The organism is Williamsia sp. MIQD14, assembly GCF_051025635.1.
GTDB lineage: Bacteria > Actinomycetota > Actinomycetes > Mycobacteriales > Mycobacteriaceae > Williamsia_A.
The window spans coordinates 43,755-56,710 of record NZ_JBPFDG010000005.1; the positions used below are offsets into that span (position 1 = coordinate 43,755).

Below are 12,956 nucleotides of genomic sequence, written 5' to 3' on the forward strand. Positions count from 1 at the left end.
TGGTTTGTTAGCGTCGGCGGGTGGGATTCCTGACGCAGACCACTCCCGACGTCGACCTGGCCACGTGGAAGACGGGCACACGTGCGGAGAAGATCGTGCCGATGGCCCGGCACTGGGCCGAGGTGGGCTTCGGCACGCCGGTGGCGCTGCACCTGTTCTACGTGGTGAAGGTGCTCGCGTACGTGGTCGCCGCCTGGCTGCTGTCGGTCGGCACCTCCGACGTGGGCGGGCTGACCGACGTCCGTGGGTGGTACGACGAACCCGTCGTGTTCGCCAAGGTCGTGCTGTTCACGATGCTGTTCGAGGTGGTCGGGCTCGGCTGCGGGTTCGGGCCGCTGAACAACCGCTTCTACCCGCCGATCGGGTCGATCCTCTACTGGCTGCGCCCGGGCACCATCCGGCTACCGCCCTGGCCGGGCCGGATCCCGCTCACGCGAGGTGACGAGCGTCGCCCCGTCGATGTCGCGCTCTATGCGGCACTGCTGGTGTCGGTGGTGGCCGCGCTCGTCGTCACCGAACCGCCGCGCTGGCTGATCGCGGTGATCCTGGTGGTGCTCGGAACCGCCGCGCTGCGCGACAAGACGATCTTCCTCGCCGCGCGCGGGGAGGTGTATGCCGCGCTGACCGTCACGTTCCTGTTCGCGACGGTCGACGCCATCGTCGCGGCGAAGATCGTGTTGCTCATCATCTGGGTCGGGGCGGCGACGTCGAAACTCAACCGGCACTTCCCGTTCGTGGTGTCGACGATGATGTCGAACAACCCGATCCTGCGACCTCGGTTCATCAAGCGGAGGTTCTTCGAACACTTCCCCGACGACCTGCGGCCAGGTCGTCCGGCGCGGACCATCGCGCACCTGAGCACCGTGATCGAGATGGCCGTGCCCCTGGTGCTGTTCTTCTCCGGCGGCGGATGGCCCACGGCGGTGGCCGCGGTGGTGATGCTCGTGTTCCACTTCGGGATCCTCTCGGCGATCCCGATGGGGGTTCCCCTGGAGTGGAACGTCTTCATGATGTTCGGTGTGCTCGCGTTGTTCGTCGGCCACGCCGACGTCGGCCCGGGTGACCTCGGATCCCCGTGGTGGGTCATCGCGCTCGCGGTGGTCTCCGCGGGCACCGTGGTGATCGGCAACCTGTTCCCGCGCAAGGTGTCGTTCCTCCCCGGGATGCGGTACTACGCGGGGAACTGGGACACCGGCATGTGGTGCATGAAGCCCTCGGCGGCGGCGAAGATGGAGGCCAACCTCGTCGCCATCGCGGCGATGCCCGCCTCTCAGCTCGAGCGGGTCTACGGCGCCGGCGACGCCATGGCGATCCCGCTCTACATGGGATACGCGTTCCGCGCCTTCAACACCCACGGTCGCGCCCTGTTCACCCTCGCCCACCGCGCGATGGCGGGCTTCGACGAGAACGACTACGTGCTCACCGACGGTGAACGCATCTGCAGCACTGCCATCGGCTGGAACTTCGGCGACGGCCACATGCACAGCGAGCAGCTGATCGCCGCGCTGCAGGCCCGCTGCGGGTTCGAGCCGGGGGAGGTGCGCATCGTGTTGCTCGACGCCCAGCCCATCCACCGACAGCGCCAGGAGTACCGACTCGTCGATCCGGCGGTCGGCGAGTTCGAGCGCGGGTTCGTGCGCGTGGCCGACATGGCGACCGCCCAGCCGTGGGACGACACGATTCCCGTTCATCCGTATTCCGATCCTGAGGATCGCAAATCTCGACAGGTCAGCGGCCCGAGTCGACGCTGATGCCATGACCTCCACCATCCGCGCCAGCGTCGTCCCGTTCGTGATCGAGGCCGAGGGGACCGGCGTCGCCCAGACGCTCACCTCCCAGGGCGACAACCAGCATGTCTTCCAGACCGATGCCTACCCGGCGTTCGGCGGCAAGGACGAGGCCCCCAGCCCGCTGTTCTACGCGCTCGGCTCGCTCACCTCGTGCAACCAGGTGACCGCCGCTCTGGTCGCGAAGGACCTCGGCATCACCCTCGGCGCGTTCTCCTTCACCGTCCAGGGCGACCTCGACACCCTCGTCCTCGTCAAGGGCGAAGAGGGCAACGCGAACTTCGACAAGGTCACCGTGCGCGCCACCGTCGAGACCGACGCCACCGAGGAGCAGTTCTCGACCTTCGTCTCCGAGGTGGAGCGTCGGTGCCCCGTCACCCAGTTGTTCGTGCGCAGCGGCCTGGAGTTCGACAACCAGTGGACGCGTGTCCATCTGAGCTGAACGGCCGTACCCGGCGCCGAAATTGAGGTGCCGACCGTCGGTGGCGATGCGTAGCGTCTCTAAGGATGACTGCCACCACGACCCCGCAGCCCACCCGCGCCGCCTCGGCGCGGGTGAGTTCTGTCGTGGAGTCGGCGCGCCAGGTCTCGTGGCGTCGGCTGGCGCGGCCTGCCACCGGCGCCGCACTCGTGGCGCTGACCGTCGCCGCGATCCTGCAGGCTCTGGGCACCGTCGTCATCGGGCGCGTGGCCACCGATCCCGGGTCGGCGCTCCTCGGAGCACTGGCCGGATGCCTGCTCGGATACGCGCTGCTCGACACCGCGGGCCGCACGGTGTGGGCCGGCATCGCCGACCGCGCCGAGGGTGAGCTCCGCGGCGACCTCCTGAGCGCAGCGCTACGTCAGCCGCTCGATCGACTGTCCGAACAGGCGGTGGGCGAGGTCCTCGACCGCGTCGACGACGACACCCACGAGGTGGGAACGCTGGTGCGCCTGCAGGTGTGGGACGCGCTGCGCACCGTCGTAGGTACGGTCCCGATGCTGATCGTCGCCGGACTCACCTGGTGGCCGGCGTTCATCATCTTCCCGGTGATGGGGCCGCTGATCCTGTTCTCCATCCGTCCGCTGCTGACCGAGTTGCGGGCGCGCAAGGTGGCCGAGGAAGCGGCCTGGACCGACCACGCCGCGGCGATGGAGGAGGGCCTCGCCGCCGCCGACGACCTCCGCACGAGCGGTGGACAGGCGTACCTGGTGCGTCGCTGTGCCGAGCTGTCGGCCGAGATCGGACGCAGGTTCCGACGCGTCATCGTCGCCGAATCGCGCATCACCATCCGCGCGGGCGGACTGCTGTACCTGCTGCTCGGGGGCGTGGTCGTCGCCGGTGTCGCGCTCGTCGCGCACGGTGATCTCGACGTCGCCCGCCTCATCACGCTGTACCTCGTCAGCTCCGGACTCATCGGCCAGATCAACCAACTCGCACGGCATCTGCCCGAACTGCAGGCGGGGATGGGTGCGGTGGTGCGTCTGCGGCAGGTCCTCGACACCACACCCGAACCCGTGGGCGGGGCTCCTCTGCCGGCCGGTCCCCTCGACATTGCCGTGCGCGCACTGTCGTTCGCCTACGCCGACGGACCGACGGTGCTGTCCGCCGTTGACCTCACGGTGGACGCAGGGCAGACGTGCGCGCTCGTCGGTCGGACCGGGTCGGGCAAGTCGACGCTGGCGTCGCTGGTGTCGCGGGCGGTCGATCCGCCGCGGGGAACCCTGTTCGTCGGCGGCGTCGACGTGTGCGATCTCGACCTCCACGACCTCCGGTCGTCGGTCGGCGTCGTCACCCAGCGCACCGAGATCATCGCGGGCACCCTCGCCGAGAACATCGTGCTGTTCGCCGACACCTCACGCAGTCGCGTGCGCGACGCCCTGTCCGACCTCGAACTCGACGACTGGGTCGCCGGGCTGCCCGACGGGATCGACACGGTCCTCGGACCCGGCGGGACCCGGCTGTCCGCAGGCGAGGAACAGCTCGTCGCGTTCGCGCGGCTCCTCGTGCGCGATGTCCGGGTGGTGGTGCTCGACGAGGCCACCGCCCGGATGGACCCCGTCACCGAGGCCCGCGTCGTGCACGCCGCCGACAGGCTCCTCGCCGAGCGGACCGGCATCCTCATCGCCCACCGGCTCACCACCGTCGCCCGCGCCGACACCATCGCCGTCCTCGACGGAGGACGGGTCATCGAGTTCGGGACCCGCCGTCACCTGCAGGCCGGGACCGGACCGTTCCGCCGGCTCCTCGACGCCGCCGACCTCGATCCGCTTCGCGCAGGGGCGGTGTCGGCGGATGTCGATCCCGACGTCCACACGACCACCGACGAAGCAGCGCCCGGTGTGGGAGGCGTTCGCCGTACGGGCACGCCACCGACACCCCGACCGGTCGGCCCCGGGTCGACGCTGACGCGCGGGGTCCGGCGGATGCTGCTGACGCATCCGCGATGGGGTGTCGTCGGCACCGCACTCTTCGCCGTCGCCGCCATCATCGGCGCCGGCGGTGCGCTCACCGGGTTCGTGTGGGGCCACCTCGTCTCGGGGCTGCAGCGCGGGCACACCCCCATCGGGCTCACTGCGGTGATGCTCGGCGTGCTGCTGAGCGCCCCGTTCGTCCTCGCCGCCGCGCTGCGCGGGTTCCTGCCGTGGTGGAACGCGGTGTCGCTCCGGATCCGGATGACGGTGCTCGAGGCGCAGACACGTCCGCACCGGTTGCCGCGCACGCCGCCCGGCGAGGTGATGTCCCGTGTACTCGACTCCGATCGATTCCTCCGGTACGGCGACCGGTGGATCGACGTCATCAATGGTCTGTTCGTGGTCGTGGTGACAGGCGTCCTCGGTGGGAGTGTGCTCGCGGGCGGGATCCTGCTCGCGGTGATGCTCGCCGCCGCCGCGGCGTCGGTGATCGGTCGACCCATCGCCGGTCGGTCGGCTGCTGCGGCCTCGGCGACCCGCGCGGGTTTCGGCCGCGCGCTGGTGTCTTCGTTGGAGAGCGTCCGCACCGTCAAACTCGCCGCCGCCACCGAGGACGTCCACGCCCACCTGAGCCGTGTCGACGACGGTCGCGTGGATGCCGCGGTGCGCGAACACCGCGTCCAGTCGGTGCTCATCGGCGTGCCGGTGGTGATGGTGCAACTCGGTGTGGTGGCCGCGTGGACCATCTACCTCCTCGACGGGTGGGGGCTCGCCACAGCCCTTCTCGTCTCCGGCGCGGTCGCCGGCTTCGACTACTTCGGGCGGGTGGCCGGCGCGGTCATCACCGAGGCGCCGGGCACCCGCGCCTGGCAGCGCGCCACCGCCGGATTCGCGGGCGGCGCCGACCTCATGGACGTGCCGGACGGTGTCGACCTCATCGGCGGGACCGCACCCGCAGCGCCCGCCGAACCCCGCACCCCGTTGCACAGCCTCGAACTGCGCGGCCTCACCGCGGTGCACGACGACGGGACGCGGGGTGTGATCGGGGTCGATCTGACGGTGTCGGCGGGGGAGCTCGTCCTCCTGGTGGGTCAGGTCGGGTCGGGCAAATCCAGCCTGCTGTCGAGTCTGTGCGGTCTCGTCGCGCACACCGGCTCCATCCGGTGGAACGGCGCCGAGATCGATGACGCCGAGACGTTCCTGCGGCCGGGCCGCGTCGCACACATCGCCCAGGTGCCGCGGGTGCTCTCGGGAACCTTCGCCGACAACATCGCCCTCGACCACGACCGTCCCCTCGCCGACGCCGTGTCCGCCGCGCGACTCGAGCCCGACGTCGCTGCGGCCGGCGGCATCGACGCGGTGGTCGGGCACCGAGGTGTCCGGTTGTCCGGTGGGCAGGTGCAACGACTGGCGTTGGCGCGCGCGCTGGCCGTGCGCCCGGAACTGCTTCTCGCCGACGATGTGTCGAGTGCGCTCGATGCCACAACCGAGGTCGAGCTGTGGGCGGGGTTACGGGAACGCGGGATGACGATCCTCGGGGCGAGCTCGAAGCGGGCCGCATTGGCGCAGGCCGACCGGGTCGTCGTGCTCGTCGACGGGATCGCGGTCGCCACCGGCACGTGGACCGATCTCGAGTCCCGGTGGGGGCACCTCGCCGGCTAGCGCTCTGTGGGAGTCGGCGTTCGGCACACTGGACCGATGAGCGACGACACCCTGGTGATGACCGACAGCGGACCCGTGCGCGGGTCGGTCACGCACACCGAAGCGACCGGCACCATCCGGTCGTGGAAGGGCGTGCGCTACGCCGCGGCGCCCGTGGGTGATCTGCGGTGGCGCGCACCGCAGCCACCGACACCGTGGACCGAGCCCGCCGATGCGACGCGCTACGGCGCGGCGGCACCCCAACCGACCCTGCCGTTCTTCGATCTCGGCGACGGCGTCACCCTCGACGAGGACTGCCTGTTCCTCAACATCTGGGCCGCAGGGACCGGTCCGGACACCGGTGCGAAGCGGCCGGTGATGGTGTGGGTGCACGGTGGCGCCTATGTCCTGGGCTCGGCGAGCCAGCCGATGTACGACGGCACGTCGCTGGCCGCGAGCGGTGAGGTCGTCGTGGTGACCGTGAACTACCGGCTGGGGGCGCTCGGATTCCTCGATCTCACGTCGTTCGACCCGAACCCGTTCGACACTGCCGACCACCGGTTCGAGTCGAACCTGGCCCTGCGCGACGTGATCGCCGCGCTGCGCTGGGTCCGCGACAACATCGCCGCCTTCGGTGGCGACCCGAACCAGGTCACCCTGTTCGGTGAGTCCGCGGGCGGTGGAATGGTCACCACCCTCATGACCGTCCCCGCCGCCGAAGGACTCTTCCACCGGGCGATCGCCCAGAGCTCGCCGGCCACCTCGGTCTACGACAGCGCCCGCGCCCGCGGCATCGCCGAGAAGTTCCTCGACGCCATCGGGGTGTCGCCGGACGCCGTCACCGACCTGCTGACGATCCCCGCCGACCGGATCGCCGAGGTGGGCAACGCCCTGTTCGACGCGACACCCAAGAGTTCGCCCGGCACCCTCGCCTTCGCCCCGGTCGTCGACCGTGACCTCGTCCCCGACTACCCGGTGTCGGCGTTCCGGGACCACCGCGCGCATCCGGTGCCGTTGATGATCGGCACCAACAAGGACGAGGCCGCTCTCTTCCGGCTGATGCGCTCACCGCTGATCCCGATCACCCCGGACTCCATCCGGTCGATGTTCGCCCAGATCGCACGCGAGCGGCCCGATCTGCCGCTCCCCACCGAAGAGGTCGTGCTCGAGGCCTACGCCGACGTGCGCGAGAAGGGCCGCGGCGAGGCCGTCGCCCGCGACATCGGATTCCGGATGCCGACGGTGTGGCTCGCCGACGGCCACAGCCAGATCGCGCCGGTGTTCCTCTACCGCTTCGACTGGGCGACCACCATCCTGCGGCTGTTCCGCATCGGCGCCACCCACGCCACCGAACTGCCCTACGTGTTCGGCACCCTCACCAGCGGGTGGAAGGACATCACCTTCAAGCTCGGCGGACGGGCGACCGGCGAGGCGGTGTCGCGCCGGATGCAACACCGGTGGATCGCCTTCGCCGCCTCCGGCACGCCCGACGGTCTCGCCGGCGATCCGGCCTGGCCGCCCTACGGCGACGACCGCGCCACGCTGGTCATCGACCGCACCGACGACGTCGTGGTCGATCTCGACAAGGCGATCCGTTCGGCGTGGGGCGACGAGGTGCTGAGCTTTACCTGACCCGCGGGGTCGCCGTCACCCTGCGGCAGACTGGGATCGTGCGCGCAGCGATCTATCGCAGTTTCGGGGGACCGGTCTCGATCGAGGAGATCGAGGAGCCGACCTGTCCACCGCACGGCGTCGTCGTGGCTGTCGGCTCCACCGGCCTGTGTCGCAGCGACTGGCACGGTTGGCAGGGTCACGACCCCGACATCCCCCTGCCCAACGTCCCCGGCCACGAACTCGCCGGCACCGTGGTCGAGGTGGGCCCCGACGTGCAGCGATGGACCGTCGGTGCACGCGTCACCGTTCCGTTCGTGTGCGCGTGCGGTGACTGTGCGGCCTGCGCCCGGGGCGATCAGCAGGTGTGCGAGCGGCAGACCCAGCCCGGATTCACCCACCACGGCTCGTTCGCCGAACGGGTCGCCCTCGACCATGCCGACGTCAACCTCGTCGCCGTTCCCGATGCCGTCGACCTCGACACCGCGGCGTCGCTGGGATGTCGCTTCGCGACGGCCTATCGCGCCGTCGTCCAGGTGGCCGCCGTCCGCGCCGGCGAACGGGTCGCGGTCCACGGATGCGGGGGAGTGGGACTGTCGGCAGTGATGATCGCCGCCGCCCGCGGCGCCCACGTGGTGGCCGTCGACCCGTCGAGGCGCAGTCGTGACCGCGCCACCGAACTCGGTGCCGCGCAAAGTTGTCCGGACGCCACCGGGGTCACCGACATGGATGTGTCGATCGACGCGTTCGGCGCGCCGGCGACCATGCGCGCCTCGCTCGGATGCCTGCGGCCACGCGGCCGTCACGTGCAGGTCGGACTGCTCGGCGCCGAGGACACGCCGCCGGTGCCGATGGGTGCGGTGATCGCCCGTGAACTGCAGATCCTCGGCAGTCACGGCATGGCCGCCCACACCTACCCCGCGATGCTCGCCGAGATCGCCGACGGCACCCTACGACCGCAGGACCTGGTATCGGAGACCATCGGTCTCGACGACGCGCCGGCCCGCCTCATGGCGCTCGGGGAACCGTCCGCAGGCGTCGGTGGCGTGACCGTGGTGCGTGTGGCCGCCATAATCGGGTCATGATCCGCAACGTGGTGGTGGGCCGACTCCGGGAGGCCGAGGACGATCGGCAGGCGCAGGCCGACCGACGACAACTACGGGCGGGTCTCGACGGGATAGCGGCGCTGCGACTTCCCGGGGTACTGGCCAACCACTGCGGTCTCGACGTCGAACTACGCGCCGGTGGTTGGGATTTCGCCATCACCAACGACTGGATCGACGCTCCCGCGTACGAGGCCTACGACACCGACCCGGTGCACAACGTGTTCCGCGCCCAGATCGTCGAGGTGTGCGAGCAGGTCGCCCGTGTGCAGTTCGAGATCGCCCCCGGCCTGTGACCCTCACCGCCGACGTCGCCGTCCACACCGTCGCGCGCATCCCGCGCTCGCCGGACCCGATGCTGCCGCGCATCGACATCGTCGATCACCGGCCGGGACTCATCGACGTGGTCGGGACCACCATCCGCGACCGCGGCTGGTGGGTGATCGCGGGCGTCGTCATCGGCATCGTGATCGCCGTCCTCGCCTCGGGCGGGGTGGTGTCCGCGGCAGTCGCGGGCGCGGTCGGCGGATTCGCGGTGGCGTTCGCGGTCTCGCAGTTCCTCGGCCTGCGCCTCGGCCCGCATCGCACCGACACGCCGATCGTCGACGTGGTCCCCGAGACGCTGCGGGTGATGGAGTTCAACGTCCACGGCGGTATGGGCGGGCCCGGCAAGTTCTTCGCCACCCCGGCCACCCTCGACCGCCTCGCGGCCACGATCGCCGCGCACACCCCTGACGTCGTCCTCCTGCAAGAACTCGACGACTTCGCCGTGCGCTCCAACGGCACCGACACCCTCGCCCGGCTGGCCCGGCGGCTGAATCCCACCGGCGCGGTGATGGCCCCGGCCGCGGGCAAGATCTACGGGCGACGGGAGGGCACCGGGATCCTCACGTTCGGTGGGATCACCGTCGGCGACGCCCGCGGGCTACGCATCTCCGACCCGTTCGGCGATGGCACGACGCGGCGTCTGCGCTCGGCCGCCGACATGTGGATCGGCGTGATCGGCGGGTGGTTCGGCCGTCGCCCGCGCCCGTTCGGAGCCGTCACCGAGTACCAGCCGCGCGGGGCCTGCGATGCGATGATCCGTACCCCGGCGGGTAACGAGATCCGGCTTGTGTCCGGGCATTTCAGTTCCCCCCACGACGGCGTCGACGAACCCGCACGACAGGTCGCGCCGGTCGCCGAGATCCTCGGCCGGTGGCCGGGGCCCACCATCGTCGGGGCCGACTTCAACGTGCGCGACGGCTCACCGGAGTTCGCCGCCGAACACGAACGCTTCGCCGCCGCCGGACTGTCCGAGGCGACGGCCGGCGCCCCCGCGAACAGTGATCGCGTCTACGCGTCGGCGCATTTCGCCGCGACCGACGCCCGTAAACACGACACCCCGCCCGGGGAGACACCGGCGAGCGACCACTCGCCGGTCACCGTCGACCTGCACCTGCGCCAGAAGGAGAACTGATGGACTACGTCAACCTGGGGGCCAGCGGACTGCGCGTGTCGCGGATCAGTCTGGGCTGCATGACCTTCGGCGAACCCGGACGGGGAACCCACGAGTGGACCCTGACCGAGGAGCAGTCGCGACCCGTCATCGCGCACGCCCTGGAGGCGGGCATCAACTTCTTCGACACCGCGAACTCGTACTCGGCCGGGTCGAGCGAGGAGATCGTCGGACGCACGCTGCGCGACGTCGCCGACCGCGACGACGTCGTGATCGCCACCAAGGTGTTCCACAACGGACGCACCGCGCCGTACGAGCGTGGGCTGTCCCGCAAGGCGATCATGACCGAGATCGACGGCAGCTTGCGCCGCCTGGGCACCGACCACGTCGACCTCTACCAGATCCACCGGTGGGATCCGCTGACCCCGATCGAGGAGACCCTCGAGGCGCTCCACGATGTCGTGAAGGCGGGCAAGGCGCGCTACATCGGGGCGTCGTCGATGTACGCCTGGCAGTTCGCCAAGGCGCTGCACGTCTCCGAGCGCAACGGGTGGACGCGTTTCGTCTCGATGCAGGACCACTACAACCTGCTCCACCGCGAAGAGGAGCGCGAGATGCACCCGCTGTGCCTCGACGCCGGTGTCGGCGTGATCCCGTGGAGCCCGCTCGCCCGCGGCCGACTCACCCGCGACTGGGACACCTCCACCGAACGCAGCTCCACCGACGCCTTCGGCTCGACGCTCTACACCGACGACGACCGCACCATCGTCGACGCCGTCGCCCAGATCGCCGACCGCCGCGGCGTCCCTCGCGCGCAGGTGGCCCTCGCGTGGGTCCTGCACAAGTCAGCTGTCACCGCGCCGATCATCGGTGCGCGCACCGTCGCCCATCTCGACGACGCGATCGCCGCGACCACCGTGGACCTCGACGACGACGAGATCGCGGCCCTCGAAGCGCCCTATCGACCGCGACCCGTCGTCGGATTCGGCTAGGACCGAACAGGATTCAGCCCTGGGCCTCCAGCGCGACATCCTGCCACTGTTCCCAGTTCGCGATCCGGCTCTCGTAGTCGGCCTTCGCGATCCCCAGCGGCGCCTCACCGAAGAACACCCGCAGCGGCGGGGTCTCGGCGTCGATCACCTTGAGCAGAGCGCGCGCCGACGCCGCCGGATCGCCGGGGGTGCCGCTGCGCTTCGCCCGCGCCTGCTGCGCCTTCTCGTGGGCCTCGGCGTAGGCGTCGAGTTCGGTGGCGTGCTTCGCCGACGGACCGCTCCAATCGGTGGAGAAGCCGCCCGGCTCGATCAAGGTCACGTGGATGCCGAAGTCGGCGACCTCCTGCGCCAGTGACTGGGAGAACCCCTCCAGCGCCCACTTCGAGGCGTGGTACAGCCCGACCAGCGGGAAGGCGCTGATGCCACCGATCGACGACACCTGCAGGATGTGGCCACTGCCCTGCTCACGCATGTAGGGGAGTGCGGCCTGCGTGATCCACAGTGCGCCGAAGACATTCGTCTCGATCTGCGCGCGCGCCTCCGATTCGCTGACCTCCTCGACGAACCCGAAGAGGCCGTACCCGGCGTTGTTGATGACGATGTCGAGGCGCCCGAACGTGTCGTGGGCCTTCGCGACCGCCGCGAAGTCGGCGTCGCGGTCGGTGACGTCGAGCGCGATGGGCAGTATCGCGTCGCCGTATTTGCCGACCAGATCGTCGAGCGACGAGGTGTCCCGCGCGGTGGCCGCGACCTTGTCGCCCCGATCGAGTGCGGCGATCGCCCACTCCCGTCCGAATCCTCGTGATGTCCCGGTGATGAACCAGACCTTGCCGCTCATGACGTCCGCCTCTCGCTGTGTGGGTCCCGCCTCGCGACCGACCGATGCCGGTCGGTGCTTCGAAGGCAACGTCGTTACTCCTGCGCACCATTCCCGTCTCCGGTGGTTTGCGCGATCGACGTCCGCCTGACACACCGATCTGCTTAGTTCAGGCAATGAACAAAACTCGCGCGGCTGTCGTGTCCGCCCTCCTGCTGTTCTTCGCGATCATCGGCGACGGCGCCGTCGCGAACGCCACCCCGACCGAGCAGTACCCCGTCGACCCCGCCGCACAGGCCGCCTCGCAGGTCTACCCGGGTCCGCCGCTCAGCGCACAGACACGCTCGGCGCAGCGTGCCGCGTTCGTGAGCGTGCCCAGCAACTACATCTACAACGTGAACCTGGCGCCCGTCGCGCGGCACGACTACTGCACGTCGTCACCCGACAGCTACTTCAGCGCCGACTTCCGCGGACCCTGCGCCCGCCACGACCTCTGCTACGACGCGGCCGACCGCGCGGGAACCAACTATTCGGCGTGCAACTCGGCGCTGCGCACCGACCTGATCACCAACTGCGCCTACGCATACGGCGGCAGCGGGGCGTCGTACCAGACGTGCGTCGCCACCGCCGACGTCTACTACGCCGCGGTCACCGTCGCCCACCTGTAGCGGCGCCCACCACGAGAGTCGAACCCCTAGTCGAAGACGACCGTCCCGTCGTCGGTGACCCGCCATCCGGGGTTGTGCGCGATCTCCCAGATCAGCCCGTTCGGGTCGCGCACGTGGGCGTGGAAGATGCCTCCGAACGCGCCGTCCTGCGGTGGCACCAGCACCGTGGCGCCGGCCGCGACCATCTCGTCGACGACCGCGATGACCTCGTTGCGGTCGTCGACGTTGGAGGCGAGGGTGACGCCGTTGATGCCGGTGGTCGTCGTGGTCCCGCCGAGGTCGGCATCGTATTTCGCGGAGTCGAACAGTCCGAGGAGGAGTCCGGGAGCGACCTGGAAGAAAAGGATCTCGCCGGGCACGTCCATGAGGGCGTCCCATCCCAGACGCGCACAGTAGAAGTCGCGCGCGGCGTCGAGATCGTGGGTCGCGACGGTGATGAAGTGCGTCTGCATCCGCATCGACCCACGGTAGGACGAGCGCCGCCCTCGGCGCACGCAGACGCCGA

Annotated in this window: 11 protein-coding genes; 9 read left to right on the plus strand and 2 right to left on the minus strand. The window is 70.2% G+C overall.

Features of this window, described 5'->3' with window-relative positions; translation table 11 throughout:
- The first annotated feature begins 20 nt into the window (after nucleotides 1–20).
- The 8 genes from ACQ7HM_RS17655 (at nucleotide 21) to ACQ7HM_RS17690 (ending at nucleotide 10,966) form a co-directional block, all read left to right on the plus strand.
- Nucleotides 21–1,751 (plus strand): DUF3556 domain-containing protein, encoded by a 1,731-nt coding sequence (locus tag ACQ7HM_RS17655; protein WP_434217555.1) that lies wholly within the window; start codon nucleotides 21–23, stop codon nucleotides 1,749–1,751.
- A gap of 4 nt (nucleotides 1,752–1,755) precedes the next feature.
- Nucleotides 1,756–2,229 (plus strand): OsmC family protein, encoded by a 474-nt coding sequence (locus ACQ7HM_RS17660; protein ID WP_434217556.1) that lies wholly within the window; start codon nucleotides 1,756–1,758, stop codon nucleotides 2,227–2,229.
- A 65-nt stretch (nucleotides 2,230–2,294) separates the two neighbouring features.
- Nucleotides 2,295–5,843, plus strand: coding sequence for an ATP-binding cassette domain-containing protein (locus ACQ7HM_RS17665; RefSeq protein WP_434217557.1), 3,549 nt, complete (start codon nucleotides 2,295–2,297; stop codon nucleotides 5,841–5,843).
- A 36-nt stretch (nucleotides 5,844–5,879) separates the two neighbouring features.
- Nucleotides 5,880–7,454 carry a carboxylesterase/lipase family protein gene (locus ACQ7HM_RS17670; RefSeq protein ID WP_434217558.1) on the plus strand — a complete coding sequence of 525 codons (1,575 nt, stop codon included), beginning with the start codon at nucleotides 5,880–5,882 and terminating at the stop codon, nucleotides 7,452–7,454.
- A gap of 38 nt (nucleotides 7,455–7,492) precedes the next feature.
- Nucleotides 7,493–8,518, plus strand: a complete 1,026-nt coding sequence (locus ACQ7HM_RS17675) for an alcohol dehydrogenase catalytic domain-containing protein (RefSeq protein ID WP_434217559.1) — start codon at nucleotides 7,493–7,495, stop codon at nucleotides 8,516–8,518.
- Nucleotides 8,515–8,832 carry a Dabb family protein gene (locus ACQ7HM_RS17680; RefSeq protein WP_434217560.1) on the plus strand — a complete coding sequence of 106 codons (318 nt, stop codon included), beginning with the start codon at nucleotides 8,515–8,517 and terminating at the stop codon, nucleotides 8,830–8,832. The genes ACQ7HM_RS17675 and ACQ7HM_RS17680 overlap by 4 nt, the downstream gene beginning before the upstream one ends.
- The gene (locus ACQ7HM_RS17685; protein WP_434217561.1) at nucleotides 8,829–9,995 is read left to right on the plus strand and encodes an endonuclease/exonuclease/phosphatase family protein; all 1,167 of its coding nucleotides are present in this window, start codon (nucleotides 8,829–8,831) and stop codon (nucleotides 9,993–9,995) included. The genes ACQ7HM_RS17680 and ACQ7HM_RS17685 overlap by 4 nt, the downstream gene beginning before the upstream one ends.
- Nucleotides 9,995–10,966, plus strand: coding sequence for an aldo/keto reductase (locus tag ACQ7HM_RS17690; RefSeq protein WP_434217562.1), 972 nt, complete (start codon nucleotides 9,995–9,997; stop codon nucleotides 10,964–10,966). The genes ACQ7HM_RS17685 and ACQ7HM_RS17690 overlap by 1 nt, the downstream gene beginning before the upstream one ends.
- A gap of 13 nt (nucleotides 10,967–10,979) precedes the next feature.
- Here the strand turns inward: ACQ7HM_RS17690 and ACQ7HM_RS17695 are convergent, their stop codons facing one another.
- On the minus strand, nucleotides 10,980–11,804 hold the full coding sequence (locus tag ACQ7HM_RS17695) for an SDR family oxidoreductase (RefSeq protein WP_434217563.1): 825 nt from the start codon (nucleotides 11,802–11,804) through the stop codon (nucleotides 10,980–10,982).
- 179 nt (nucleotides 11,805–11,983) lie between these two features.
- Between ACQ7HM_RS17695 and ACQ7HM_RS17700 the strand changes: the two genes are divergently transcribed.
- Complete coding sequence (locus ACQ7HM_RS17700) at nucleotides 11,984–12,451, plus strand: phospholipase A2 (protein WP_434217564.1); 468 nt, start codon at nucleotides 11,984–11,986, stop codon at nucleotides 12,449–12,451.
- Nucleotides 12,452–12,477: 26 nt separating this feature from the next.
- Here the strand turns inward: ACQ7HM_RS17700 and ACQ7HM_RS17705 are convergent, their stop codons facing one another.
- Nucleotides 12,478–12,909, minus strand: a complete 432-nt coding sequence (locus ACQ7HM_RS17705; RefSeq protein WP_434217565.1) for a VOC family protein — start codon at nucleotides 12,907–12,909, stop codon at nucleotides 12,478–12,480.
- Between the last annotated feature and the right edge of the window lie 47 nt (nucleotides 12,910–12,956).

Excerpts from the sequence above, each read along its gene's own strand:
- ACQ7HM_RS17680 (WP_434217560.1), top strand. The coding sequence starts at position 8,515 with ATGATCCGCAACGTGGTGGTGGGCCGACTCCGGGAGGCCGAGGACGAT.
- ACQ7HM_RS17665 (WP_434217557.1), top strand. The coding sequence starts at position 2,295 with ATGACTGCCACCACGACCCCGCAGCCCACCCGCGCCGCCTCGGCGCGG.
- ACQ7HM_RS17695 (WP_434217563.1), bottom strand. The coding sequence starts at position 11,804 with ATGAGCGGCAAGGTCTGGTTCATCACCGGGACATCACGAGGATTCGGA.
- ACQ7HM_RS17660 (WP_434217556.1), top strand. The coding sequence starts at position 1,756 with ATGACCTCCACCATCCGCGCCAGCGTCGTCCCGTTCGTGATCGAGGCC.
- ACQ7HM_RS17690 (WP_434217562.1), top strand. The coding sequence starts at position 9,995 with ATGGACTACGTCAACCTGGGGGCCAGCGGACTGCGCGTGTCGCGGATC.
- ACQ7HM_RS17670 (WP_434217558.1), top strand. The coding sequence starts at position 5,880 with ATGAGCGACGACACCCTGGTGATGACCGACAGCGGACCCGTGCGCGGG.
- ACQ7HM_RS17705 (WP_434217565.1), bottom strand. The coding sequence starts at position 12,909 with ATGCGGATGCAGACGCACTTCATCACCGTCGCGACCCACGATCTCGAC.